24 protein-coding genes are annotated in these 24,651 nt (G+C 69.8%); 18 read left to right on the top strand and 6 right to left on the bottom strand.

Annotated features, from left to right (window positions below; genetic code table 11):
- Positions 1-15 precede the first annotated feature (15 nt).
- The 10 genes from ribBA (at position 16) to tolA (ending at position 8,052) form a co-directional block, all read left to right on the top strand.
- Complete coding sequence (gene ribBA, locus AC1DTW_RS18020; protein WP_477982682.1) at positions 16-1,122, top strand: bifunctional 3,4-dihydroxy-2-butanone-4-phosphate synthase/GTP cyclohydrolase II; 1,107 nt, start codon at positions 16-18, stop codon at positions 1,120-1,122.
- Positions 1,123-1,140: 18 nt separating this feature from the next.
- Positions 1,141-1,623: a 6,7-dimethyl-8-ribityllumazine synthase gene (gene ribH, locus AC1DTW_RS18015; RefSeq protein ID WP_477982680.1), complete on the top strand. Its 483-nt coding sequence runs from the start codon at positions 1,141-1,143 to the stop codon at positions 1,621-1,623.
- Positions 1,620-2,150 (top strand): transcription antitermination factor NusB, encoded by a 531-nt coding sequence (gene nusB / locus AC1DTW_RS18010; RefSeq protein ID WP_477982678.1) that lies wholly within the window; start codon positions 1,620-1,622, stop codon positions 2,148-2,150. The genes ribH and nusB overlap by 4 nt, the downstream gene beginning before the upstream one ends.
- A gap of 4 nt (positions 2,151-2,154) precedes the next feature.
- Positions 2,155-3,345, top strand: coding sequence for a pyridoxal phosphate-dependent aminotransferase (locus AC1DTW_RS18005; protein ID WP_477982677.1), 1,191 nt, complete (start codon positions 2,155-2,157; stop codon positions 3,343-3,345).
- A 142-nt stretch (positions 3,346-3,487) separates the two neighbouring features.
- Positions 3,488-5,146: a serine/threonine-protein kinase gene (locus tag AC1DTW_RS18000; RefSeq protein WP_477982676.1), complete on the top strand. Its 1,659-nt coding sequence runs from the start codon at positions 3,488-3,490 to the stop codon at positions 5,144-5,146.
- 2 nt (positions 5,147-5,148) lie between these two features.
- Positions 5,149-5,547, top strand: a complete 399-nt coding sequence (locus AC1DTW_RS17995) for a TssQ family T6SS-associated lipoprotein (protein ID WP_477982675.1) — start codon at positions 5,149-5,151, stop codon at positions 5,545-5,547.
- 24 nt (positions 5,548-5,571) lie between these two features.
- A complete protein-coding gene (gene ybgC / locus AC1DTW_RS17990; RefSeq protein WP_477982674.1) occupies positions 5,572-6,024 on the top strand; it encodes a tol-pal system-associated acyl-CoA thioesterase in 453 nt (150 codons plus the stop codon).
- Positions 6,021-6,710, top strand: coding sequence for a protein TolQ (tolQ, locus tag AC1DTW_RS17985; RefSeq protein WP_477982673.1), 690 nt, complete (start codon positions 6,021-6,023; stop codon positions 6,708-6,710). The genes ybgC and tolQ overlap by 4 nt, the downstream gene beginning before the upstream one ends.
- Positions 6,711-6,721: 11 nt before the next feature.
- The gene (locus AC1DTW_RS17980) at positions 6,722-7,153 is read left to right on the top strand and encodes an ExbD/TolR family protein (protein ID WP_477982672.1); all 432 of its coding nucleotides are present in this window, start codon (positions 6,722-6,724) and stop codon (positions 7,151-7,153) included.
- Between the two features lie 17 nt (positions 7,154-7,170).
- A complete protein-coding gene (gene tolA / locus AC1DTW_RS17975; protein WP_477982671.1) occupies positions 7,171-8,052 on the top strand; it encodes a cell envelope integrity protein TolA in 882 nt (293 codons plus the stop codon).
- Between the two features lie 21 nt (positions 8,053-8,073).
- Here the strand turns inward: tolA and AC1DTW_RS17970 are convergent, their stop codons facing one another.
- From AC1DTW_RS17970 to AC1DTW_RS17945, 6 genes are all read right to left on the bottom strand, one after another.
- Positions 8,074-8,856: an HvfC/BufC family peptide modification chaperone gene (locus AC1DTW_RS17970; RefSeq protein ID WP_477982669.1), complete on the bottom strand. Its 783-nt coding sequence runs from the start codon at positions 8,854-8,856 to the stop codon at positions 8,074-8,076.
- On the bottom strand, positions 8,853-9,710 hold the full coding sequence (gene bufB / locus AC1DTW_RS17965) for an MNIO family bufferin maturase (RefSeq protein ID WP_477982668.1): 858 nt from the start codon (positions 9,708-9,710) through the stop codon (positions 8,853-8,855). Before bufB ends, AC1DTW_RS17970 begins: the two co-directional genes overlap by 4 nt.
- Positions 9,710-9,997, bottom strand: coding sequence for a BufA1 family periplasmic bufferin-type metallophore (locus AC1DTW_RS17960; protein WP_477982667.1), 288 nt, complete (start codon positions 9,995-9,997; stop codon positions 9,710-9,712). The genes bufB and AC1DTW_RS17960 overlap by 1 nt, the downstream gene beginning before the upstream one ends.
- Before the next feature lie 120 nt (positions 9,998-10,117).
- Positions 10,118-13,819 (bottom strand): hydantoinase B/oxoprolinase family protein, encoded by a 3,702-nt coding sequence (locus tag AC1DTW_RS17955; RefSeq protein WP_477982666.1) that lies wholly within the window; start codon positions 13,817-13,819, stop codon positions 10,118-10,120.
- A 12-nt stretch (positions 13,820-13,831) separates the two neighbouring features.
- On the bottom strand, positions 13,832-14,479 hold the full coding sequence (locus AC1DTW_RS17950; RefSeq protein ID WP_477982665.1) for an aspartate/glutamate racemase family protein: 648 nt from the start codon (positions 14,477-14,479) through the stop codon (positions 13,832-13,834).
- The gene (locus tag AC1DTW_RS17945) at positions 14,476-15,021 is read right to left on the bottom strand and encodes a winged helix DNA-binding protein (protein WP_477982664.1); all 546 of its coding nucleotides are present in this window, start codon (positions 15,019-15,021) and stop codon (positions 14,476-14,478) included. The genes AC1DTW_RS17950 and AC1DTW_RS17945 overlap by 4 nt, the downstream gene beginning before the upstream one ends.
- Positions 15,022-15,197: 176 nt before the next feature.
- Here AC1DTW_RS17945 and AC1DTW_RS17940 point away from each other — a divergent pair, with 176 nt between their 5' ends.
- From AC1DTW_RS17940 to AC1DTW_RS17905, 8 genes are all read left to right on the top strand, one after another.
- On the top strand, positions 15,198-16,172 hold the full coding sequence (locus tag AC1DTW_RS17940) for a TRAP transporter substrate-binding protein (RefSeq protein ID WP_477982663.1): 975 nt from the start codon (positions 15,198-15,200) through the stop codon (positions 16,170-16,172).
- A gap of 23 nt (positions 16,173-16,195) precedes the next feature.
- Positions 16,196-16,705 carry a TRAP transporter small permease gene (locus AC1DTW_RS17935; protein WP_477982702.1) on the top strand — a complete coding sequence of 170 codons (510 nt, stop codon included), beginning with the start codon at positions 16,196-16,198 and terminating at the stop codon, positions 16,703-16,705.
- A complete protein-coding gene (locus AC1DTW_RS17930; RefSeq protein ID WP_477982662.1) occupies positions 16,698-17,999 on the top strand; it encodes a TRAP transporter large permease in 1,302 nt (433 codons plus the stop codon). The genes AC1DTW_RS17935 and AC1DTW_RS17930 overlap by 8 nt, the downstream gene beginning before the upstream one ends.
- 839 nt (positions 18,000-18,838) lie before the next feature.
- The gene (locus AC1DTW_RS17925; protein WP_477982701.1) at positions 18,839-20,728 is read left to right on the top strand and encodes a GspE/PulE family protein; all 1,890 of its coding nucleotides are present in this window, start codon (positions 18,839-18,841) and stop codon (positions 20,726-20,728) included.
- Between the two features lie 90 nt (positions 20,729-20,818).
- On the top strand, positions 20,819-21,166 hold the full coding sequence (locus tag AC1DTW_RS17920) for a hypothetical protein (protein WP_477982661.1): 348 nt from the start codon (positions 20,819-20,821) through the stop codon (positions 21,164-21,166).
- Between the two features lie 106 nt (positions 21,167-21,272).
- Positions 21,273-22,028, top strand: coding sequence for a peptide-methionine (S)-S-oxide reductase MsrA (msrA, locus tag AC1DTW_RS17915; protein WP_477982660.1), 756 nt, complete (start codon positions 21,273-21,275; stop codon positions 22,026-22,028).
- Positions 22,029-22,086: 58 nt separating this feature from the next.
- Entirely contained in the window at positions 22,087-23,484 is a 1,398-nt protein-coding gene (locus AC1DTW_RS17910) for a phospholipase D-like domain-containing protein (protein ID WP_477982659.1), read from the top strand.
- A gap of 16 nt (positions 23,485-23,500) precedes the next feature.
- Positions 23,501-24,646: an AraC family transcriptional regulator gene (locus AC1DTW_RS17905; RefSeq protein WP_477982658.1), complete on the top strand. Its 1,146-nt coding sequence runs from the start codon at positions 23,501-23,503 to the stop codon at positions 24,644-24,646.
- Positions 24,647-24,651: the final 5 nt, after the last annotated feature.

Genomic DNA, 24,651 nt, shown 5'->3' with positions numbered 1-24,651 from the left:
CCTACAATTCGACGGATGGCCATTTCCCCGATTCCCGAGCTGGTTGCCGAGCTGGCAGCCGGCCGCATGATCATCCTCGTCGACGAGGAAGACCGCGAGAACGAAGGCGATCTGGTGATCGCCGCCGACCACGTCACGCCCGAGGCGATCAACTTCATGGCGCGCTTCGGCCGCGGCCTGATCTGCCTGACCCTCACGCCCGAGCGCTGCGACCGGCTGCATCTGCAGTCGATGACCGCGCGCAACGGCACGCGGCACGGTACCGCGTTCACCGTTTCGATCGAGGCCGCGACCGGCGTCGACACCGGCATCTCGGCCGCCGACCGCGCGCGCACCGTGCAGGCTGCGGTCGCGCGCGACGCGAAGGCGAGCGACCTGGTGCAGCCCGGCCACATCTTCCCGCTGCGCGCGCAGGAAGGCGGCGTGCTGATGCGCGCCGGGCACACCGAAGCCGGCTGCGATCTGGCCGGCATGGCCGGCCTGACGCCGGCCGCGGTGATCTGCGAGGTCATGAAGGACGACGGCACGATGGCGCGCCTGCCCGACCTGATCGCGTTCGGCAGAGAGCACGGCCTGAAGATCGGCACGATCGCCGCGCTGATCGAGCACCGCAGCCGCCATGAGACGCTGATCGAGCGTGTCGGGCAGCGCCCGCTGCTGACCGCGCAGGGCGAGTTCGACTGCAGCGCGTACCGCGATCGCACCGGCGGCCTGCACCTCGCGCTGACCAAGGGCCGCTGGAGCGCGGCCGACGAGGTGCTGGTGCGCGTGCATGAGCCGCTTTCGGTGATGGACCTGCTCGATGTCGGCGGCCCGTGCCAGCACTCGTGGCCGCTGCCGAGGGCGCTGGCCGTGCTGCAGCAGAGCCCGCGCAGCGCGGCGCTGCTGCTGAACTGCGGCGAAGACGTGGCCGCGCTGGTGCCGCACGTGCTGCCGCCGACGAACGGCGACGCCCGCCAGGCCGGCCAGATGGACCTGCGCACCTACGGCATCGGCGCGCAGATCCTGCGCGAGCTCGGCATCGCGAAGATGAAGCTGCTCGGCAGCCCGCGTCGCATGCCGAGCATGACCGGCTACGGCCTCGAAGTGACCGGTTTTCTCGCCGCAGAACAACAACAATGAAAACGCAAAGGATTCCCCATGCAAGACGCTGACAAGGGCCAGGCGACGAGCGGCGGCCTGCAGGCGCAGATCGACGGGCGCGATCTGCGCATCGGCATCGTGCAGGCACGCTTCAACGCCGCGATCACCGACCAGCTCGCCGCGCAATGCCTGGCCGAGCTGCAGGTGCTGGGCGTCGCCACGAAGTACATCAAGCACGTCACGGTGCCCGGCGCGCTCGAGGTGGCGATCGCGCTGCATGCGCTGGCCGAGAGCGAGGACTACGACGCGCTGATCGCGATCGGCTGCGTGATCCGCGGCGAAACCTACCACTTCGAGCTCGTCGCGAACGAGAGCGGCGCCGCGGTCACGCGCGTCGCGCTCGACCACGAGATCCCGATCGCGAACGCGATCCTGACGGTCGAGAACGAAGCGCAGGCCTGGGCACGTGCCGACGAAAAAGGGCGCGATGCCGCCCGCGTGGCCGTCGAGATGGCCAACCTGATGGAAGACCTGTCGTGACCGATCCCGTGATGCCGAACAGCCCCTCGGCGGCCCCGCCGCCCGCTGCGGCGAAGAAAAAGAAAACCGGCGCTCCGCACGCGAAGCCGAAGTCGGCACGCCGCCGCGCGCGCGAGGTCGCGCTGCAGGGCCTGTACGAATGGCTGGTCTCGGGCGCCGAGGCAAGCGCGATCGACGCCCACATGCACGAGCAGGAAGACTTCGGCAAGTGCGACACCGCGCACTTCGATGCACTGCTGCACGGCTGCATCGAAGAGGCCGTGACGATCGATGCGGTGCTCGCGCGCCATGTCGACCGCAAGACCACGCAGCTCTCGCCGATCGAACACGGCGTGCTGATGATCGGCGTCTACGAGCTGACGCACTGCATCGAGATCCCGTACAAGGTCGCGATCAACGAGGCGGTCGAACTCGCGAAGAGCTTCGGCGGCACCGACGGGCACAAGTACGTCAACGGCGTGCTCGACAAGGCCGCCGCCGACCTGCGGCCGATCGAGGTCGAGGCGGTGCGCGCAGCGCGCCGGTAGGCCAATGCGGCTCGCGAGCCGGCTCGACCACATCGAGCCCTTCTACGTGATGGAGTGCGCGAAGGTCGCGGCCGAGTTGGCGCGCAGCCCCGAGTGCGACGCGCGCCTGGGTGGTTCGCCGATGATCTTCCTGAACATCGGCGAGCCGGATTTCACCGCGCCGCCGCTGGTGCAGCAGGCCGCCGAACGTGCGCTGCGCGGCGGCCGCACGCAATACACCGACGCGACCGGCCTGCCGGCACTGCGCGAGTGCATCAGCGCGTGGTACGCGACGCGCTTCGGCCTGTCGATCGCGCCGCAGCGCATCGTCGTCACGGCCGGGGCGTCGGCCGCGTTGCAGCTCGCCTGCCTCGCGCTCGTCGATCGCGACGACGAGGTGCTGCTGCCCGACCCGAGCTACCCGTGCAACCGCCATTTCGTCGCCGCAGCCGAAGGCGTGCCGGTGCTACTGCCGGCCTCGAGCGATGCGCGCTACCAGCTCAGCGCCGCGAGCGTGACCGCGGCCTGGTCGGCGCGCACGCGCGGTGTGCTGCTGGCCTCGCCGTCGAACCCGACCGGCACCTCGATCGATCCCGACGAGATGGGCCGCATCGTCGCGGCCGTGCGCGCCCGCGACGGCTTCACGCTCGTCGACGAGATCTACCTCGGCCTCAGCTTCGACGCGCGCTATGGGCACAGCGCGCTGGCCCACGGCATCGATGACAACGACAGCGTGATCTCGATCAACAGCTTCTCGAAGTACTTCTCGATGACCGGCTGGCGCCTGGGCTGGCTGGTCGTGCCGGAAGACCTGGTGCCTGCGGTCGAAAAGCTCGCGCAGAACCTCTACATCTGCCCGTCGAGCGTCGCGCAGCACGCCGCCCTCGCCTGCTTCGAGCCCGAATCGATCGCCGAGTACGAGCGCCGCCGCGACGAGTTCCGCGCACGCCGCGACTTCCTCGTGCCGGCGCTGAACACGCTCGGCCTGACCGTGCCGGTGATGCCCGACGGCGCGTTCTACGCCTGGGCCGATTGCTCGGCGCACAGCCCGAGCAGCTGGGACTTCTGCTTCGACCTGATGCGCCGCGCGCACGTGGCGATCACGCCGGGCCGCGACTTCGGCCACCACGGCAGCGAGCGCTTCATGCGCCTGTCGTATGCGAGCTCGATGGCGCAGCTGCACGAGGCCGTCGACCGGCTGCGCCGCGCGCTGTAGCGGCCGGATCGAGCGGCAGGTGTCGCATCCGCCTTGAAAACTCGCATCGCAAACCGGCCCAATGGTTAGCGTGTGTGACGTAGCGGGCGATGCCGGCGCTTTTCGAGGCTTTGTGCACAAGTCGCTCGGCTAAGCTGCCGCGGTGACCTCGTTCGTCCCCCCTCCTCCCGTGCCTGCTCCGAAGGATTCGGAACCGGCGCCGACCTTGCCGCCCAGCCTGCCGGCCGACATGGCGACGTGGGACGAAACCGACCTGCACGCGCTGCACGGACCGGCCGCGACCTTCGCCGACCCGCCCGCCGGCCACAACCCGGGCGACGGCCCGAGCCCGACGATCGGCCACATCGGCCGCTACGCGCTGAAGCACCAGCTCGGCGAAGGCGGCATCGGCACCGTGTTCGCCGCGCACGACCCGCTGCTGTCGCGGCTGATCGCGGTGAAGACGCTGCATGTCGAGGTCGACGAGAGCGAGCGCGAGTCGTTCAACGCGCTGTTCCTGAACGAGGCCCGTGCCGCCGGCGGACTGAACCACCCGCACATCGTCACGGTGTTCGATGCCGGCATCAGCGACGACCGCGCCTACATCGCTATGGAGCTGCTGAAAGGCCGCGACCTGCGCCAGCTGCGCCAGGAAGGCTGGCGCGCGACGCCGGCGCAGGCCGCGCTGATCGTGCGCCGCGTCGCCGATGCGCTGGGCTACGCACACAGCAAGGGCGTCGTGCACCGCGACGTCAAGCCGGCCAACATCTTCATGATCGGCCGCACCCAACCCAAGGTGCTGGACTTCGGCATCGCGCGCATCGCGCACCAGCACGACGCGCACAGCCAGACCGGCGAGATCGCGGCCGGCTCGCCGTACTACATGGCGCCCGAGCAGGCGCGCCACGAACCGACCGATCGCCGCGCCGACGTGTTCTCGCTCGGTGTCGTGCTCTACGAGCTGCTGACCGACCTGAAACCGTTCCGCGGCAACACGCTGGACGAGATCACGGCCGCGGTGCTGAAGCACGACCCGCCGTCGGCCCACGTCGTCGACCCGAACGTGCCCGAGGCGCTGGCGCAGATCACCGCGAAGGCGCTCGCGAAGAACCCGGAATACCGCTATCGCTCGGCGCGCGCGTTCGCACGCGAGCTGCGGCATTGGCTCGACGAGAACACGGTCTCGCTCGAGGGCGACGTGCAGATCGGCGTCGCGCGCAGGCTGAAGCCGCTGCGGTTGGCTCTCGCGGCCATCGGTGCGCTCGGGGTCGGCGCACTCGCGTGGGCGGCGCTGGATTCGTATCGCGCCACGGCGCCGGTTCCCGAGCTCGCGGTCGCGAGTGCGCCGGGGCCGGCGCCGGCCCCGGCCGCTGCCGCATCGGTCGCTGCGCCCGTCGCGGCGCCTGCGCCGGTCGAAGCGCTTGTCGCCACGGCACCGGTCGTCGACGCGCAGGTCGTCGCGGCCGCCGCATCGAGCCCGATCACCGGCGCGGAGCCTTCGGCAGCGAAGGCGCCGAAGGCCGCATCCGTCGTGAAGGAAGCGAAGGAGACGCCGAAGGAAAAGCGTGCCCGCGAGCGCGATGCCCGCGTCGCCGCGGCGACCGCCGTCGCAGCCGCCACCGGCGTCGTGCGCATCGCGATCAGCCCCTGGGGCGAGGTCGAGGTCGATGGCCGGTCCGCCGGCACCTCGCCGCCGGTGACCGAGCTGAGCCTGCCGCCCGGCCGGCACCTGATCGTCGTGCGCAACGCCGACCTGCCCGCCTACAGCACGAGCGTCAACGTGACCGCTGACCAGCCCGTCACCGTCAAGCACAAGTTCTGACCATGCAGATTCGCCAGCACCTCGTCGCCGTGCCGCTCGCGTTCGCGCTCGCGATCGGCCTGTCCGGCTGCGCGCTACCGACCGCGCCGGTCGGGTTGATGGACATCGCCGAGCGCCCGGCCGAGAAGGCGCTGCTCGGCGGCATGCGGGCCTACGACGACGCGCAATACGCGCAGGCCGAGAGGCTGCTGACGCAGGCGCTGCAGATCGGCCTCGCGGCGCCGCGCGATCGCGCCGCCGCGCACAAGCACCTCGCGTTCATCTACTGCACCAGCGCACGCGTGCCGGCCTGCGAGGCCGAGTTCCGCGCGGCGCGCGGCGACGACCCGGCGTTCGCGCTGAGCAAGGCCGAGGCCGGGCATCCGCAATGGGGGCCGGTCTGGCAAAAAGTGAGGCAATAGCCGGTGCGGCAATAATCGCGGTCGATGCAAGAGAACGATCCACGGCCCTATCGATTTGAACTGCGCGTCTACTGGGAAGACACCGACGCCGGCGGCGTCGTCTTCTACGCCAACTACCTGAAGTTCTTCGAGCGCGCGCGCACCGAGTGGCTGCGCTCGCTCGGCCACCAGCAGGAGCGCATGCGCACCGAGACCGGCAGGGTCTTCATCGTCACCGACACGGCCGTGCGCTACCTTCGGCCGGCGCGGCTCGACGACCTGCTCGCGGTCACGGTCGACGTGAAGCAGGCGGGCCGTGCCCAGATGACGATCGCGCAGCAGGCCTGGCGCGTGGCGCCGCAGGGCGATGACGCGTTGCTCGCCGAAGGCACGATCCGCATCGGCTGCGTCGACGCCGGAACTTTCAGGCCGCAGCGCATTCCGAATTCGGTCGTCGAATCTCTCTCCTCACCTCTCACACAAAGCCGCACCGGATGAATCAGGACTTCTCGATCTTCACACTCGTCACGCAAGCGAGCTTCGTCGTCCAGCTCGTGATGGCCGGGCTGATGATCGCCTCGCTCGCGAGCTGGACCGTGATCTTCGGCAAGCTGTTCGGCCTCAAGCGGATCCGCAGCGCGAACGAAGTGTTCGAGCGCGAATTCTGGGCTGGCCGGAACATCAACGAGCTGTACGCCGACGCCCTGGCGCGCGTCGACGGCTCGCCGATGGAGCGCATCTTCGCGTCCGGAATGCGCGAGTTCATCAAGCTGCGCGAACGCCGCGTCAACGAGGCCGCGGCGCTGCTCGACGGCGCGCGCCGCGCGATGCGTGCGAGCTTCCAGCGCGAGCTCGACGCGATCGAGGCGCACCTGTCGTTTCTCGCGACGGTCGGTTCGGTCTCGCCGTACGTCGGCCTGTTCGGCACGGTCTGGGGCATCATGCATGCGTTCGTCGGCCTCTCCAACATGACGCAGGTGACGCTCGCGACCGTCGCCCCCGGCATCGCCGAGGCACTGGTCGCGACCGCGATCGGCCTGTTCGCCGCGATCCCCGCGGTGATCGCCTACAACCGCTTCGCGCGCGACATCGACCGCACCGCGATCCAGCTCGAGACCTTCATCGAAGAGTTCTCGAACATCCTGCAGCGCAACGCCGGCGCACCGGCCGGTGCGCCTCACTGAGCACCCACGCCATGCCCGCCGTCAGTCACCGCGGCAGCGGCTCGCGCCGCCGCACGATCAACGAGATCAACATGGTGCCGTTCATCGACGTGATGCTCGTGCTGCTGATCATCTTCATGGTCACCGCACCGCTGATCACGACCGGCGTCGTCGACCTGCCGAGCGTCGGCAAGAGCTCGAAGCGGCCGGACCACGTCGTCGAGCTCGTCGTCGGCAGCGATGACAAGGTCAAGCTGCGCGTCGACGCCAAGGACGGCGCGCCGATCGCGCTGCGCGATGTCGCCGCGAAGGTCAAGGATCTGCAGGGCGGAGACGCGAACACGCCGGTCGTGATCTCGGCCGATCGCGCGGTCAAGTACGAGACCGTCGTGAAGGTGATGGACTCGCTGCAACGCGCCGGGGTGCAGCGCGTCGGGCTGTCGGTGAAGAACGGCCCGGGCTGAAGAGAAGAGGCACGACGATGGACTTCGCGACATCGACCACCGCCCCGGGCCGCGACCCGTTCATGCCGCGGCCGCCGAGGGTGCGCGGCCGCGCGATCACGCTGGCCGTGCTGGCGCACGTGCTGCTGATCCTCGCGATCGCGTTCGGCGTCAACTGGCACGCCAACGAGCCGGCCACGGTCGCGGCCGAGCTGTGGTCGGCAACGCCGCAGGCGGCCGCGCCGCGCGCGGTCGAACCCCCGCCGACGCCGGCGCCCGAGGTCAAGCAGCCCGAACCGGTGGTCAAGCCCGTGCCCACGCCGCCCGCGCCGACACCCGCGCTGCCCGATCCGCAGATCGCGATCGAGAAGGCGAAGCGCGAAGAAGCGAAACGCGTCGCCGCCGAGCAGGAGCAACAGCAACAGAAGAAGCTGAAGCGCGAACAGGCCGAGCGCGAGAAGGAGGCGCTCGCGCAGCAGAAAGAGAAGGAAAAGGAGAAGGCCGACCGGCTGAAAGCCGAGCAGGCGAAGGCCGAGAAGGCCGAAGCCGCTCGCCTCGCGGCGGTGCGCGACGCGAACCTGAAGCGCATGGCCGGCCTGGCCGGCGCCACCGGGGCCGAGACCGACACCGGCACCGCGCTGCGCAGCAGCGCGCCGTCGGACGCCTACGGCGGCCGCATCGCCGCGCGCATCAAGCCCAACATCGTGTTCACCGAGCCGATCGATGGCAACCCGCGCGCGGTGGTCGAACTGCGCCTCGCGCCCGACGGCGGCATCGCCTCGAAGCGCCTGGTGCAGACCAGCGGCGTCAAGTCGTGGGACGACGCGGTGCTGCGCGCGATCGAACGGACCGAGACCTTCCCGCTCGACAACGGCCGCGTGCCACCACCGATCACGATCGGCTTCAGGCCACGCGACTGACGCACGGCGCGCCGCGGCCGATCAGTCGTTCGACGCGGCCACGCCCATCAACCAGGATTCGCGCAGCGCGGTCGCGAGCCACGCGGCGAAGTCGAAGCCTGCGCCGGCGCGCGCCAGTGCGTCGGCCAGGTTCAGGCCGTCGAGCAGGTCCTGCGTCCACGCCGCGCGGCCCGGGTCGATCGCCTGCGCGACCGCACGCCAGCCCCGGCGCGTGACCAGGACATGCTCGCCGCGCCCTGCCGCGATGGCCTCGCGCACGGCCTCGAACGCGCGCTCGGCGGCGTCGCCTTCGAGCTGGTGCGCGCGGTGGATCGTCGCGATCGGCCACCTCGAGCTCAGCAGCGCGGTGCCGGGCATCAGCCGCAGGTGCAGCCGCGCCGGGTCGGTCGATTCGAGCCGCGCGAGCGAGGCCGCATCGAGCGCCGCATCCGCCGCGCGCTCGCTGCGATGCAGCGCGAGGTCGAGCCGCGCACCATCGGCGAGCCACGGCCAGGCCGTCAGGCCGGGATGCGCCGCAAGCCATGCCGGCAAGGCATCGCCCCACTCGCCGAGATCGCCGCGTTCGGGCGGATGGGCGAGCCAGAACTCGCGCGCCAGGTGCCTGAAGTCGTCGATGCCGAGCATCGCCTGCACGGTCGCGAAGCTCGACGCCAGCGCGCGCTCGGCGAGCGCCTCGGCGTTCGCTCGATACGCTTCGAGCCCGCGCGCCGCGCGTGCGCCGGACTCGCGCAAGGTCGCGAGGCTCGACGCGCCCGCGGCCAGCGCCGCGAGCAAGCCCTGCTGGCGCTGCGCCTCGTCGATCATCTCGCGATCCGGGCCGCGAGGCGCGCGGCGTGATCCGCCTCGCCGAGCAGCACATCGAGTGCCGGCAGGTCGGTGTCCCACTCGACCAATGTCGGCAACGCGCCGAAGCGGCGCAACGCATGCTCGAAGACCGACCACACGGCGGGACGCACGCGGCTGCCGTGGTCGTCGATCGCGATCGCGTCCGCTTCGCTGTAGCCGGCGAGGTGGATCTCGCCGACGATGCCGAGCGGCAGCGCATCGACGAATGCGCAGCAGGCGCCGATCGGGTCGCTCGCACCCTCGTTCAGCGCGTTGACCATCAGGTTGTTGACATCGAGCAGCATGCCGCAGCCGCTGCGCCGGCACAGCTGCGCGAAGAACTCCGGCTCGGCCAGCGTGTCGTCGGCGAACGAGACGTAGGCCGCCAGGTTCTCGACCAGCAGCGTGCGGCCCAGCCGTTCCTGCACCTGCTCGACGTTGCGCACGATGATCGCCAGCGCCGCCTCGGTGAACGCGATCGGCAGCAGGTCGTTCGCATGCACGAGCGGCGCGCCAGGCGGGCGCGAATCGAGCGCGGCACGCGCGAAGCAGGCGTGGTCGGAGACGCGCACCGGCTCGATGCGCTGTGCGAGCCGCGCGAGCCGATCGAGGTGCCACGGGTCGAGCCCGGCGGCCGAGCCGAGCGCGAGGCCGACGCCGTGCAGGCTGACCGGGTAGCGCTCGCGCGCCCGCTGCAGCACCGCGAGCGCGGCGCCGCCGTCGGCGAAGAAGTTCTCGGAGTGGACCTCGACGAAGCCCAGGCGCGGTGCGGCCTCGAAGAGCGCCGCGTAGTGCGGCTGGCGCAGGCCGATGCCCACGCAGTCGACGACCATCACTTCTTCGTCGAGAGCGCCAGCTTGGCTTCTTCTTCGCTCTTGCCGCCGATCTTCGCGCAGGTGCCCTTCGCGACGTAGTTCCACTCGTCGACGGCCATCGCGTTCTTGTTCTGGCCGGCGCACGAGTGGCTGCCCGACAGGTTCGCGCAGTCGTTGGAGCCGGCCTTGGCGATGCCGAAGCACTTTTCCTTTTCCTTGCTCGGGTCGGCGGCCTGCGCGGCGCTGAGCGCGCCCATCGCGAGCACGGAAGCGAGGGCGGACGAGGCAATGAGGCGGGCGTTCATGCTGAGTTTCTCCTGCGAGGTGATTCGATCGGCCGAGGGTCGGCCAGAGGCGCATTTTCGCCGGGCCGGCAGGCTTGTGTCGAATGCCGTGCGGCGACCTTACGCGCCGCGCTCAAGCGCCTAGCGCTTGCCGTAGCCACCGCCGCCCGGTGTCTCGATCACGAACACGTCGCCGGGTGCCATCTCGACCGAGCCGATGTGGTCGAGCGCCTCGCGCCGGCCGTCGGCGCGCTCGACCCGGTTGATGCCCACCAGGCCGGCCGCGCCGCCGGCCAGGCCGAACGCGCCATGATGGCGGCCGTTCGACAGGATCGACGCGGTCATCGGCTCGAGAAAGCGCACCCGCCGCACGCCGCCGTCGCCGCCTCGGTGCCGGCCGGCGCCGCCCGAGCCCTTGCGGATCTCGTAGCTCTCGAGCCGCACCGGGAAGCGGAATTCGAGCACCTCGGGGTCGGTCAGGCGCGAGTTCGTCATGTGCGTCTGCACGACCGAGGTGCCGTCGAACCCGCCGGCTGGCCGGCCGTCGGCATCGAAATTCTGGCCGGCGCCGCTGCCGCCCGAGATCGTCTCGTAGTACTGGTACTGCGCGTTGCCGAAGGTGAAGTTGTTCATCGTGCACTGGCCGGCCGCCATCGCGCCGAGCGCACCGTAGAGCGCGTTGGTGATGCAGGTCGAGGTCTCGACGTTGCCGGCGACGACCGACGCCGGCGGGTGCGGGTTCAGCATCGAGCCGTCCGGGATGATGACCTTCAACGGCTTCAGGCAACCGGCGTTCAGCGGGATGTCGTCGTCGACCAGCGTGCGGAACACGTACAGCACCGCGGCCATGCAGACCGCGGTCGGCGCGTTGAAGTTGTTCGCGAGCTGCGCCGAGGTGCCGGTGAAGTCGATCTCGGCGCTGCGCGCCGCCGCATCGACGCGGATCGCGACCTGGATCTGCGCGCCGTTGTCGAGCGGCAAGGTGAACGCACCGTCGCGCAGCTTCGTGATCACGCGGCGCACCGACTCTTCGGCGTTGTCCTGCACGTGGCGCATGTAGGCCTGCACGACGTCGAGGCCGAACTGATCGACCATCCGGCGCAGCTCCTGCACGCCCTTCTCGTTCGCGGCGATCTGCGCCTTCAGGTCGGCCATGTTCTGCTGCGGGTTGCGCGAGGGATGCTCGCCGCTGCGCAGCAGCGCGAGCATCTCGGCCTCACGCAGCGTGCCGCGATCGACCAGCTTGACGTTGTCGATCTGCACGCCCTCTTCGTCGATGCGGGTCGAGAACGGCGGCATCGATCCGGGCGTCACGCCGCCGATGTCGGCATGGTGGCCACGCGAGCCGACGTAGAACGTCGGCTCGCGCTTCGCGCTATCCAGATAGACCGGCGTCACGACGGTCACATCGGGCAGGTGCGTGCCGCCGTGGTACGGGTCGTTCAGCACGTAGACATCGCCCGGCTGCATCGTCCCGGCGTTGCGCGCGACGACGGTCTTGATCGACTCGCTCATCGAGCCCAGGTGCACCGGCATGTGCGGCGCGTTCGCAATCAGGTGGCCTTCGGCGTCGAACAGCGCGCACGAGAAGTCGAGGCGCTCCTTGATGTTGACCGAGTACGCGGTGTTCTGCAGCTGCAGCCCCATCTGCTCGGCGATGTTCATAAACAGGTTGTTGAAGACCTCGAGCATCACCGGGTCGACCGTCGTGCCGATCGCGCGGCGCTGCTCGCGCGGCTGCACGCGGTCGAGCACCAGGTGGTCGAGCGCGGTCACGCGCGCCTGCCAGCCGGGCTCGACGACGGTCGTCGCGTTCTTCTCGGCGATGATCGCCGGGCCTTCGATGACGTGGCCGGGGCGCGCGTCTTCGCGCACGACGAGCGCGGCGTCCCACCATCGGCCGCCGCTGAACAGGCGCACCGTCGCGGTCGCCGGCGCCGGCCCGGAATCGTTCACGGCGTGGCGCGGCTCGGCCGGCGCATCGCCCGCGCCGATCGCCTCGACCGACACCGCCTCGACGACCAGGCGCCGCTCGGCCATCAGGAACGCGAAGCGCTGCCGGTACGCGGCCTCGAACGCGGCCCGGATCGCGTCGACGCTGCCGAACGGCACGACCAGCGCCGAATCGGTGCCTTCGTAGCGCACATGCACGCGCCGGTGCACCTGCACGTGGCCGCTGCTGACGCCTTGGCGCGTCAGCTCGTCGGCGGCCTCTTGTGCGAGCGCATCGACGCGCGCCGTCACCGCATCGAGTGCCGAGGCGAGCGGCTGCTCTGGACGTGAATCGAGCGCGAGCTCGATCGAGGCCTCGCGCATCACGCTCTGATCGGCCAGCCCCATGCCATAGGCCGACAGCACGCCGCCCAGCGGGTGCGCGAACACCCGGTTCATGCCGAGCGCGTCGGCGACCCTGCAGGCGTGCTGGCCGCCGGCACCGCCGAAGCATTGCAGCGCGTAGCGCGTCACGTCGTAGCCGCGCGCGACCGAGATCTTCTTGATCGCGTTGGCCATCGCGCCGACCGCGATGTCGATGAAGCCTTCGGCGACTTCTTCGGGCGATCGCTCGACACCGGTCGCGGCCTCGATCTCGGCCGCGAGCGCGCCGAATTTCTCGGCGACGACCTGCGCGTCGAGCCGCTCGTTCGCCTGCGGGCCGAACACCTGCGGAAAGTACGCCGGCTGGATCTTGCCGACCATCACGTTCGCGTCGGTCACCGCGAGCGGGCCGCCGCGCCGGTAGCAGGCCGGCCCGGGGTTCGCCCCCGCGCTCTGCGGGCCGGCCCGAAAGCGCGAGCCATCGAACGCCAGGATCGAGCCGCCGCCGGCCGCGACCGTGTGGATGCTCATCATCGGCGCGCGCATGCGCACGCCGGCCACCTGGGTCTCGAACGCGCGCTCGAACTCGCCGGCGAAGTGGCTGACATCGGTCGAGGTGCCGCCCATGTCGAAGCCGATCACCCGCACGCTGGCGGGCTTGTCATTGCCGTCGGTGCCGAGGTCGTCCCGCGCCAGCTGCGCCGTGCGCACCATGCCGACGATGCCGCCGGCCGGGCCGGAGAGGATCGCGTCCTTGCCCTGGAACGCATGCGCGTCGGCGAGGCCGCCGCTCGACTGCATGAAGAACAGCTTCACGCCCGGCATCTCGCCCGCGACCTGTTCGACATAGCGGCGCAGGATCGGCGACAGGTACGCATCGACCACCGTCGTGTCGCCGCGGCCGACCAGCTTCATCAGCGGACTGACCTGGTGCGAGACGCTGATCTGCGTGAAGCCGGCTTCTCGCGCGAGCCGTTGCGCCGCGAGCTCGTGCGCCGGGTAGCGGTAGCCGTGCATGAAGACGATCGCGACACTGCGCAGGCCGGCGTCGAACGCCGCCCACAGCCGCTCGCGCAGATGCAGTTCATCGAGCGGCTGAACCACTTCCCCCTGCGCGCCGACGCGCTCGACCGCCTCGATCACGCGCGTGTAGAGCAGCTCGGGCAGCACGATATGGCGGTCGAAGATGCGCGGCCGCTCCTGGTAGCCGATGCGCAGCGCATCGCGGAAACCCTTCGTCGTGACCAGCAGCGTCGGCTCGCCCTTGCGCTCGAGCAGCGCATTGGTCGCGACCGTCGTGCCCATCTTCACGCACTCGACGCGGTCCGGCGTGACCGCCTCGCCGGGCTTCAGGCCGAGGAGGTGCCGGATGCCGGCGACCGCCGCGTCGCGGTATTGCTCGGGGTTCTCGCTGAGCAGCTTGTGCGTGACGAGCGAGCCGTCGGGGCGCTTGCCGACGACGTCGGTGAAGGTGCCGCCGCGGTCGATCCAGAACTGCCAGCGCTGGGGGGTGGAGGTGCTTGTCATGGGAAGTCCGAGTCAGTTCCGAAAGCGCTCGCGCAGCAGCGTCGTGATATCGACGACCGTGCGGCCGGTCGCCGCGCGCACCGCGTCGGCGTAGGGCGGCATGTTGGTGCATTCGAGCACGATCGTCGAGAGCCCGGGGTGGCGCCCGATCAATCGCCTTGCGGCAGAGACGGTCGCATCGCGGGCGTCGTCGACGTCGAAAGTCGCCTCGTCGTTCAACAGGCAACGCTGGAACGGGCAGTCCGGCGCGAGGCCTTCGATCGGCGTGTCGACGGCGGCACCCGCGGCGCGCAGATGATCGGCGCTCAGCGACGCCGCATCGGCCGTGACGATGCCGGCGCCTTGCAGTCCGGCCAACAGCAGCAGGCTCGAGCTCCACACCGGCACCGGCAGCGCCGCCTGCAGCTCGCGCTGGAACAGCACGAGGAAGCCGCAGCTCGTCGCGAGGGCGCTCGCGCCCTCGGCGACGAGCGCCAGGCCCGCGTCGACAAAGGGTTGCAGCAGCGCCGGGTCGCGCTCGCGCACGACGCGCTGCGGCGAGGCACCACGCACCGTGCGATAACGCACCGGGAAGTCGAAGCTCGCCGGGTTGCCGATGTCGCCGACGACGCGCGGGAAGCGTGTGTCGAGCATCAGCACGCCGAGCGTGTGCGCCCTCACAGCGAGCTCGCCGCGCGGGCCGCCTGGTCGTACATCCCCGACATCGTGCGCAGCAGCCGCGCCATCTCGCCGATGTCGGCATTGCGGCCGGCATCGAGGTTGTCGATCAGGCAGGTCTCGCGCACCTCGCGGTACTGGCGCACCGCCGCCTCCCCGCTCGGCGACGGGCGGTAGATCACTTCCTTGCCGACCTTCCCGGCCTCGACCAGCCGGGCCGCGACGAGCTTCTTCAGCGAGTACCCGACAACGTGCGTGTCTTCGTAGTTCAGCACGAAGCAGATGTCGGCGAGCTTCTTGTTGCGCTCGCGGTGGCTCAGGTGGTGCAGCACGAGCACGTCGGTGATCGTCAGGTCCGGGCAGCCGGCGGCGGCCATGCAGCGCATCGCCCAGCGCGAGAACGCGTTCCACGCGACGATCATGCCGAATTCGAATTCGGAGAGCTCGACGCTGCGCGGCGACACCAGGTGCGACGACGAGACGATGCCGCGCGCACGCACCGCCTTCGGCTTCGCGGCCTTTGCCGTGACGCGGGCTTCCTTCAAGACGCAACCTCCGATTCGTCGATAATTTATTGACAATTTATCGAAATTTCAGCGCCAAGGCAAGCCCGTGGAAGAACCGATGCCGGGTTTTCCGGCACGCTCTATGCTTCTGCGGCCCACCTTGCGTGGAACGACTTTTCGTTCAACAACAAGCCTTTTGTCGATCCGGAGTGCTCATGAAACTGACCCGTCGTCTCGTCTGCCTTGCTGCGATGTTCACCGTCGCGTCTGCCGCATCGGCCCAGACCAAGTGGGACCTCCCCGCGGCCTACCCGGCCAACAACTACCACTCCGAGAACCTGACGCAGTTCGCGGCCGATGTCGACAAGGCCACGGCCGGCAAGCTGAAGATCACGGTGCACGCGAACGCCTCGCTGTTCAAGGCGCCGGAGATCAAGCGCGCCGTGCAAGGCGGGCAGGCGCAGATGGGCGAGATCCTGATGGCCAACTTCCAGAACGAGTGGCAGGTCTTCGGCATCGACGGCCTGCCTTTCCTGGCCGACAGCTACGACGCGTCGGCCAAGCTCTACAAGGCGCAGAAGCCGGCGCTCGAGAAGAAGCTCGGCGAGCAGGGGATGATGCTGCTGTACGCAGTGCCATGGCCGCCGCAGGGCATCTACGTGAAGAAGCCGATCGCTTCGGCGGCCGATCTGAAAGGCGTGAAGTGGCGCGCCTACAGCCCGGCGACCTCGCGCATCGCCGAGCTCGTCGGCGCGCAGCCGGTCACGGTGCAGGCGGCCGAGCTGTCGCAGGCGATGGCCACCGGCGTGATCGAGAGCTACATGTCGTCGGGCTCGACCGGCTACGACAGCAAGACCTACGAGTACATCAAGTACTGGTACGACACGCAGGCCTGGCTGCCGAAGAACGCGGTGCTCGTCAACAAGGCCGCGTTCGATGCGCTCGACAAGCCGGCGCAGGCCGCGCTGCTGAAGGCCGGCGCCGATGCCGAAGCGCGCGGCTGGGCGCTGTCGAAGGCGAAGAACACCGAGTACATCGATCTGCTGAAGAAGAACGGCATGAACATCGTCGCGCCGAGCCCGCAGCTGACCGGCGACCTGAAGAAGGTCGGCGACACGATGCTGAAGGAGTGGCTCGAGAAAGCCGGCCCCGAAGGCCAGGCGATCGTCGACACCTACAAGAAAATGTGATGGCGGCCGCCGACCCCGGCGCGCTGCGCCGCTCGCTCGACGCGCTGTACGACGCTGCCGCCGCCCTCGCGGCGGTGTTCATGGTGCTGCTGCTGGTGATGGTGCTGCTGTCGGTGCTGAGCCGGCAGCTGAGCTTCAACGTGCCCGGCATCGATGCCTACGCCGGCTACATGATGGCCGCCACCGGCTTTCTGGCGCTCGCGCACACGCTGAAGAAGGGCGAGCACATCCGCGTGACGCTGCTGATCGGTTCGCTCAAGGGCGGCTGGAAGCGCGGCTTCGAGCTCTGGGCGCTGTTCGCGGCCAGCGCGCTCGCCGTGCTGTTCGCGATCTACAGCTGCAAGCTCGCGTGGCAGTCGTACGCCTTCCACGACATCTCGACCAGCAACGACGCGACACCCTTGTGGCTGCCCGAGCTGACGATGGCGTTCGGCACCGTCGTGCTCGCGATCGCGTTCGTCGACGAGTTCGTGCTCGAGCTGCGCGGCCAGCGCGTCGTGATCACCCCCGAAGAGGCCACACGCAATGAGTGATTTCGCGATCACCGCGCTGTTGATCACAGCGCTGTTCCTGATCCTCGGCAGCGGCGTGTGGATCGGCCTGACGTTGTCGGGCGTCGCGTGGATCGGCATGCAGCTGTTCAGCTCGCGACCGGCCGGCGATGCGATGGCGGTGACGATCTGGGGCTCGTCGTCGAGCTGGACGCTGACCGCCCTGCCGCTGTTCATCTGGATGGGCGAGATCCTGTTCCGCACGCGCCTGAGCCAGGACATGTTCAAGGGCCTCGCGCCGTGGATGCAGGCGCTGCCGGGCCGGCTGCTGCACGTCAACGTCGTCGGCTGCGCGATCTTCGCGGCGGTCTCGGGTTCGAGCGCGGCGACCTGCGCGACGATCGGCAAGATGAGCCTGCCCGAACTGAACCGGCGCGGCTACCCCGACATCATGTCGGTCGGCTCGCTCGCCGGCGCCGGCACGCTCGGGCTGCTGATCCCGCCGAGCATCATCATGATCGTCTACGGCGTCACCGCCGATGTCTCGATCTCGCAGCTCTTCATCGGCGGCGTGATCCCGGGCGTGCTGCTGGCGTTGATCTTCTCGGCCTACATCGCGTTCTGGTCGCTGACCCACAAGGAGCTGATTCCCCCGGCCGACCCGCCCATGAGCTTCAGGCAGAAACTCCACGAGTCGCGCAACCTGATCCCGGTGGTGCTGCTGATCGCGGCCGTGCTCGGCTCGATCTACGCCGGCATCGCCACCGCCACCGAAGCGGCCGGCCTCGGCGTGCTGGGCTCGCTGATCCTGTCGCTGCTGCAGGGTTCGATGAGCTGGCAGACCTTCAAGGACTCGCTGATGGGCGGTACCCGCCTGTACTGCATGATCGCGCTGATCCTCGCCGGCGCCGCGTTCCTGACCTTGAGCATGGGCTACATCGGGCTGCCGCGGCATCTGGCCGAATGGATCGGTGGGCTTGGCCTCAGCAAGTTCCAGCTGATCATGGCGCTGACGGGGTTCTACGTGGTGCTCGGCTGCTTTCTCGACGGCATCTCGATGGTCGTGCTGACGATGGGCGTGATCATGCCGACGGTGCAGAAGGCGGGCATCGATCCGCTGTGGTTCGGCATCTTCATCGTGATCGTCGTCGAGATGGCGCAGGTCACGCCGCCGGTCGGCTTCAACCTGTTCGTGCTGCAGGGCATGACCCAGCGCAGCATCGTCTACATCGCGCGCGCCGCGTTCCCGTTCTTCCTGCTGATGGTCGGGATGGTCGGGCTGCTGTACGCGTTCCCGCAGGTCGTCACGTTCCTGCCGCTGCACATGCGCTCCTGACGCGCTCCGGAGCCGCGCCGCCGCGCCAAGCCCCGAACTGCCCTGCCGCAAGCCTTCATTTCGGCGCATCGTCAAACCTGCGTCGCGGCGACCATGGCGACCTGAGGGCCGACTCTCGGCCGCCCGGTGGGCGGCAGCCGGCTCGCCCGGACACGAGGACGGCCGCAATGGCAGACATGTCGACACCCCTGGATTGGGACCTGAGCGAGAAGGCGCCTCCGGCGCAGACCTCGCGCGGCCGCGCCGACAAGCTCAGCCGCGAGCCCTTCTGCTGGCCGACCCCGCCGTACGCGAGCTACCCGGTCGCGACGCCGCAGACCGACCCGCTGCCCTGCGAGATCGTCGGCCTGAACGACAACCGCACCAACGGCCGGCTGACCTTCTTCGTGCCCGAGGAAGGCGTCGCCCACGTGCAGCTGCCGCCGGCGCGCACGACCCTGCCGCTGCGCTTCGACCAGTTCCGCTCGCTGACGCTGACCACGCCGCTTCGGCCCGGCGCGCTCGCGCTCGGCGACCCGCACGCCGGCCTGCTCGGGCACCGCGCGCATTCGCTGTACCAGCTCACGCTCGCCAGCGGCGCCGAGGTGACCGGCTCGACCATCGGCCACGTCGAGAACGAGTTCGGCCTGTTCCTGTTCCACCCCTGCGCCGAGTCCGGCGCGCCCGACGACGACGGCAGCGTGACGCGCTGCTTCGTGCCGCGCAACGCGTATGACTACTTCGAGGTCGGCTCCAGCATCGGCGAACTGCTGATCGAGCAGCACAGCGCGACACCGGCGCAGATCGAGGCGGCCGCGGGCGTGCAGCAGCAGCTGCGCGAGCGCAAGCTCGGCGACGTGCTGGTGACGCGCCAGGTCGTCACGCCGGTGCAGCTGCTCGAGGCGATCGAGCGCCAGGCCAGGATGCCGCTGGTGCGCATCGGCGAGGCGCTGATCTCGCTCGGCATGGTCACCGAGAAGCAGCTGCAAGAGGCGCTCGCGCAGCAGCAGAGCGACCGCAGCGTGCCGCTCGGCGAACTGCTGGTGCGCATGCGCGTGGTCTCGCGCGAGGATCTTCAGGTGGCCCTCTCGCGCAAGATGGGCTACCCGCTGGTCGATGTCGACAGCTTTCCGGTCGAGGCCGAGGCGCTGCGCCGGCTCAGCTATTCGGTCGCGATGCGCCTGCAGGTGCTGCCGCTGCTGCTGCGCGACGGGCGGCTGATCGTCGCGCTCGACGACCCGGCGCGGCGCCGCAATGCGGTCGACGAGGTCGAGTTCAGCGCGCAGATGAAGATCGTTCCGGTGCTGGCCAACAGCCGCTCGATCGACGCCGTGCTGCACGCGGCCTACGAGAAGATCGGCGCGGTCGACGGCCCGCGCACCGCGGCACAAGACGCGGCACAGTCGCTGAAGCTCGACCTGCCCGACACCGGCAAGCTCGTCGAAACGCTCGAGAAGGAAGGCCTGGACCGCGGCAATGCCGACGACGACCGGCCGATCGAGCAGTCCGACAACTCGCTGGTGCGGCTGCTGAACAACATGATCATCGAGGCGAACCGCGAGGGCGTCTCCGACATCCACATCGAGAGCTACCCGGGCCGCGAGAAGATCCGCGTGCGCTTCCGCAAGGACGGCGTGCTGCGCACCTACCTCGAGCTGCCGCCGAACTACCGCAATGCGCTGATCGCCCGCGTCAAGATCATGTGCGACCTGGACATCAGCGAACGCCGCAAGCCGCAGGACGGCAAGATCAATTTCGCGAAGTTCTCGCCGCAGCACAAGCTCGAGCTGCGCGTCGCGACGATCCCGACCAACCACGGGCTCGAAGACGTCGTGATGCGCTTGCTGAGCTCGGCCAAGCCGATGCCGGTGGATCGCCTCGGCCTCTCGACCGACAACCTCGCGCGCCTGAAGCACGCCGTCGAGCGACCCTACGGCATGGTGTTGTGCGTCGGCCCGACCGGCTCCGGCAAGACGACGACGCTGCACTCGGCGCTCAGCCACATCAACGTGCCCGAGCGCAAGATCTGGACCGCCGAGGACCCGATCGAGATCACCCAGCCCGGGCTGCGCCAGGTGCAGGTGAACCCGAAGATCGACTGGACCTTCGCGAAGGCGCTGCGCGCCTTCCTGCGCGCCGACCCGGACGTGATCATGGTCGGCGAGATCCGCGACCAGGAGACGGCCGGCATGGTCGTCGAGGCCTCGCTGACCGGCCACCTGGTGCTCAGCACGCTGCACACCAACAGCGCGCCCGAGACCGTGACGCGGCTGCTCGACATGGGGCTGGACCCGTTCAACTTCGGCGACTCGCTGCTCGCGGTGCTCGCACAGCGCCTGGTGCGCAAGCTGTGCACGCACTGCCGAACGACCAAGCCGGCGACCCGCGATCAGACGGACGAACTGCTCGCCGACTACATGCAGGCCTTCGGCAGCGAGCCGCCGGTCGACCGCGACACGGTGCTGGCCGGCTGGATGCAGCGCAACAGCCGCGACGGCCGCCTGCTGCTGCAGCACTCGCCCGGCTGCAAGGAGTGCAGCAACACCGGCTACATCGGCCGTGCCGGCATCCACGAACTGATGGTCGTCTCGCGCGAACTGCGCCGCCTGGTGCAGACGCGCGCGCCGGCCGAGGCGATCCTGCACGTCGCGCTGGCCGAAGGCATGCGCACGCTGCGCCAGGACGGCATCGACAAGGTGCTGGCCGGCGTCACCTCGATCGAAGAGGTGCGTGCGACGAGCAACACCTGAGAGGCACCGGCCACCACCACGGGCGGGCCGGGCGCGCCGCTAAAATCCCGGCCTGCCCGGCGCCCCTTGCCGCGCCATGAAGGATTCGATGTGGATTTGAAGCTGCCGATCAGGATTTTCGATGAACTCTCGGAGTCGGTGATCGAATCGACCGGCCTGCTCGACCTGGCCAGCGGCGAGATCCGCAGCGTGCAGTACGAAGACTACGACAGCGAGGTCTCGGGCCTGCCGGCCGAGGACAAGACCTACGAGTTCACCTCGGGGTTGCTGACCAACGGCACGAAAGACGTCGAGTTCCGCGTCGAGGTCGACGTGATGTCGGGTCACTATTCGGTCACGCCGAGCGAGCTGCTCGAACTGAAGGGCCGCGCGGCCAAGCTTTTCACCGCCGCGCCGACGGACGCCGCGCCGACCATCGCGCCGCGTCGCTCGCGCTGACACCCGCCGGGCCGGCGTCTGCCGGGCCCACATCGGCGCGAGGGTGTAAGAAGCGCGCCGCCGCGCCGACCTGTACCGGACCGACAATTCGCCACAGGAGCCCTCGATGAACCATTCGCCTGCCCGCGTTGCCCGCCGCCCGCTGCTCCAAGCCGCGCTGGCGATCGTCGCCACCACCGGCCTGCTCGCCTTCGCCGGCCTGCAATCGCCGATCGCGCGCGCTGCGGAGGTCGCCGTGAAGATCCCGCCGCTCGCCGGCGACGCTGCGCCGGGCGAAGCCGCGAGCGCGCAGCAGACCGCCGTGTTCGCCGGCGGCTGCTTCTGGGGCGTGCAGGGCGTGTTCCAGCACACCAAGGGCGTGCTGAACGCGGTCTCGGGCTATGCGGGCGGCAGCGAGAAGACGGCGCACTACGAGATCGTCGGCTCGGGGATGACCGGCCATGCGGAGGCGGTGCAGGTCACCTACGACCCGAAGCAGGTCACGTATGCGCAGCTGCTGCAGATCTTCTTCTCGGTCGCGCACGACCCGACCCAGCTGAACCGCCAGGGGCCCGATCGCGGCACGCAGTACCGCTCGGCGGTATTCACCGTCGATGCGGCGCAGAAGCAGGCGGTCGAGCGCTACATCGCACAGCTCGATGCGGCCAAGGTGTACCCGGCGAAGATCGTCACGCAGGTCACGCCGCTGACGGCGTTCTACCCGGCCGAGGACTACCACCAGGACTACGCGACGCTGCACCCGGAGTCGGGCTACATCGCGACCTTCGACCTGCCGAAGATCGCGAACCTGAAGACGATGTTCGCGCCGCAGTACCGCGCCGAGCCGGTGCTGGTCGCGGGCCGCGGCGTCGCGAAGCGCTAGGAGCCTCGGCGGCAGAGAACGGGGCCCGCGTTGCCGCGGATGCGGTAACGTCGCGCCGATGTTTGCCGGCCTGACCCTCGCCTACTGGCTGACCGTCCACGGTCTGGTGACCTTCGTCGCGGTGGCGCTCTACGCGATCACCGCGCACGTGCTGCAACAGCGCCGGCATCCGACCGCGGCGATCGCGTGGGTGCTGTTCATCCTGCTGATGCCCTATGTCGCGCTGCCGGCGTTCCTGACCTTCGGCTCGCGCAAGCAGGCGCGTCCGCGCAACCGGCCCCTGCTCGCGCCACCGGCGACCGATGCCGAGGGCCCGTGGGCGATCCAGACGGCGCTCGCGCTCGGCCAGCCGGCGCCGATGCCCTACGACGACTTGCACATTCACGCCGATGGCCGGGCCGCGCTCGATGCGATGTGGCGAACGATCGACGGCGCGCGCCACACGATTTCGCTGTGCACCTTCATCATCGGCCGCGACGCGGTCGGCCACGCACTGATCGAGCGCCTGGTCGCGAAGGCGAGCACCGGCGTGCACGTGCGCCTGATGCTCGATGGTCTGGGCCGCCTGATGAGCCCGCGGCCCGACCTGCGACCACTGCGCGCGGCCGGCGTGCAGTTCACGCTCTTCGTGCCGCCGCTGCATTCGCCGCTGAAGGGGCGGACCAACCTGCGCGACCACCGCAAGCTGCTGATTGCCGACGCCGGGTTCGAGACGCAACGCCTGTGGTGCGGGGGCCGCAATCTCGCGAGCGAGTATTTCGAGGGCCAGCCTGGCAGCGCGCCCTGGCGCGACCTGAGCTTCGATCTCGGCGGCGCGTTCGTGCGCCAGGCGAGCGCGCTGTTCGAGCACGACTGGGCTTTCGCGAACGGGCACGAGCGCTATCTCGAGACCGACGCCGCGCGCGACCCGGCGCCCAGCGCCGCGAGCGCGCAGTTGATCGCGTCCGGCCCCGACCAGGTCGACGACACGGTCTACTCGCTGCTCGTCACCGCGGCCTACCGGGCGCGCCGGCGCATCGCGCTGATCACGCCGTACTTCGTGCCCGACTCGGCGCTGCTGACCGCGCTGTGCCTCGCCGCGCGCCGCGGCGTGCAGGTCGACCTGCTGCTGCCGGCGCGCTCGAACCACCGCATGTCCGACCTTGCGCGGCGCCGCGCACTGCGCTCGCTCGCGGCGGCCGGCGGGCGCATCTGGGTCCTGCCGCACATGATGCACGCCAAGCTCGCAGTGATCGACGCCACGCTGGCGCTCGCCGGCTCGACGAACCTGGACAGCCGCAGTCTGTTCCTGAACTACGAGCTGATGGTCGCCTTCCACGACGCCGATGCGGTCGCGCGCTTCGCGTCGTGGTTCGAGCACGAGCAGGCGCCGGCGCGGCGCTTGAGCCCCACGCGCGCCGGGCTGCTCACCGACATCGCCGAGGGGCTGGTGTTGTGGCTGGGATTCCAGCTTTGAGCCGGGTGCTGGCGTCTTGAACGACTCGCTGCCGCTGAGCCTCGTCGACGCGGCGCTGCGCGGCGTCATCGTCGCGTTGCTGGCATTGCTGGCCGGCGTGCTGCGGCGCGATCGACCGCGCCTGCCCTCCGCACGTGTCGGCGTCGTGTTCACGCTGGCGCTGTGCGTGCAGATCGTCGGCTCGACGCCGCTGTTCGAGGCGCAGGTGCCGCGGCTGTGGCAGGCGCCGCTGGTCGCGGTGTCGGTCGCGAACGCAGCGCTGTTCTGGATCTTCGTGCAGGCGCTGCTTGACGACGAGTTCGCGCTGCGACCGCGGCACATCGCGGCCTGGCTCGCGGCCGCCGCGCTCGGCGGGTCGAATTGCGCGGTCTTCGGCAGCAGCGCGTCGAGCGCGTCGTCGATCTGGACGCTGCTCGCGCTCGGCCTGCAGCGTGCGGTGCCGCTGCTGTTCGCGCTGCTGGCCGCGGTCGCGGCGGCCTCGCATTGGCGCGCCGACCTGGTCGAGGGACGGCGCCGGCTGCGCGGCTTCATCGTCGTCGCCGGCATTGCCTACACACTGGCGATGCTGGCCGCACGCATCGGGTCGCCGCAGGGCCGGCTGTCGGGCGCAGCGTCGCTGCTCGACATGGCCTTGCTGTTCGGCATCGTCGCGGTCGTCGCGGGCCGCCTGCTGCGCCTGGGTACTTCGGATCTGTTCCCGCTCGACGCCGGCGCCGCGACGGCTTCGCCAGAGCCGCTGCAGCCCGCGGCCGCGGTGACGGCAGCCGGCGTGCCGATGGAGCGAGCCGATCCATCCCCGCCCGACCCGGCCGAAGAACGGCTCGCCCGCACGTTGCAGCACGCGATGACCAACGAGCGTGTCTATCGCACCGAAGACCTGACCGTCGGCGCGCTGGCCGCGCGGCTGGCGGTGCCCGAGTACCGGCTGCGGCGCCACATCAACCAGCGGCTCGGGCACCGCAACTTCAACGCCTACGTCAACGCGTTCCGGCTTGCCGATGCGCGCACGGCGCTCGCCGACGCGTCGAAGCGCGAGCTGCCGATCCTGACGATCGCGCTGGACGCGGGGTTCCAGTCGATCGGCCCGTTCAACCGCGCGTTCAAGGCGGCCACCGGGCTGACGCCGGGCGACTTCCGGCGCGAAAAGCTGGCCGATTCCTGAAATCG

Source organism: Rhizobacter sp. P5_A1, from assembly GCF_056400745.1.
Note: the sequence above shows the minus strand (reverse complement) of the source record. Positions and strands in the feature narration are given on the sequence as shown.

Excerpts from the sequence above, each read along its gene's own strand:
- ribBA (WP_477982682.1), top strand. The coding sequence starts at position 16 with ATGGCCATTTCCCCGATTCCCGAGCTGGTTGCCGAGCTGGCAGCCGGC.
- ribH (WP_477982680.1), top strand. The coding sequence starts at position 1,141 with ATGCAAGACGCTGACAAGGGCCAGGCGACGAGCGGCGGCCTGCAGGCG.
- AC1DTW_RS18005 (WP_477982677.1), top strand. The coding sequence starts at position 2,155 with ATGCGGCTCGCGAGCCGGCTCGACCACATCGAGCCCTTCTACGTGATG.
- AC1DTW_RS17995 (WP_477982675.1), top strand. The coding sequence starts at position 5,149 with ATGCAGATTCGCCAGCACCTCGTCGCCGTGCCGCTCGCGTTCGCGCTC.
- ybgC (WP_477982674.1), top strand. The coding sequence starts at position 5,572 with ATGCAAGAGAACGATCCACGGCCCTATCGATTTGAACTGCGCGTCTAC.
- tolQ (WP_477982673.1), top strand. The coding sequence starts at position 6,021 with ATGAATCAGGACTTCTCGATCTTCACACTCGTCACGCAAGCGAGCTTC.
- AC1DTW_RS17980 (WP_477982672.1), top strand. The coding sequence starts at position 6,722 with ATGCCCGCCGTCAGTCACCGCGGCAGCGGCTCGCGCCGCCGCACGATC.
- tolA (WP_477982671.1), top strand. The coding sequence starts at position 7,171 with ATGGACTTCGCGACATCGACCACCGCCCCGGGCCGCGACCCGTTCATG.
- AC1DTW_RS17970 (WP_477982669.1), bottom strand. The coding sequence starts at position 8,856 with ATGATCGACGAGGCGCAGCGCCAGCAGGGCTTGCTCGCGGCGCTGGCC.
- bufB (WP_477982668.1), bottom strand. The coding sequence starts at position 9,710 with ATGGTCGTCGACTGCGTGGGCATCGGCCTGCGCCAGCCGCACTACGCG.
- AC1DTW_RS17960 (WP_477982667.1), bottom strand. The coding sequence starts at position 9,997 with ATGAACGCCCGCCTCATTGCCTCGTCCGCCCTCGCTTCCGTGCTCGCG.
- AC1DTW_RS17955 (WP_477982666.1), bottom strand. The coding sequence starts at position 13,819 with ATGACAAGCACCTCCACCCCCCAGCGCTGGCAGTTCTGGATCGACCGC.
- AC1DTW_RS17940 (WP_477982663.1), top strand. The coding sequence starts at position 15,198 with ATGAAACTGACCCGTCGTCTCGTCTGCCTTGCTGCGATGTTCACCGTC.
- AC1DTW_RS17930 (WP_477982662.1), top strand. The coding sequence starts at position 16,698 with ATGAGTGATTTCGCGATCACCGCGCTGTTGATCACAGCGCTGTTCCTG.
- msrA (WP_477982660.1), top strand. The coding sequence starts at position 21,273 with ATGAACCATTCGCCTGCCCGCGTTGCCCGCCGCCCGCTGCTCCAAGCC.
- AC1DTW_RS17910 (WP_477982659.1), top strand. The coding sequence starts at position 22,087 with ATGTTTGCCGGCCTGACCCTCGCCTACTGGCTGACCGTCCACGGTCTG.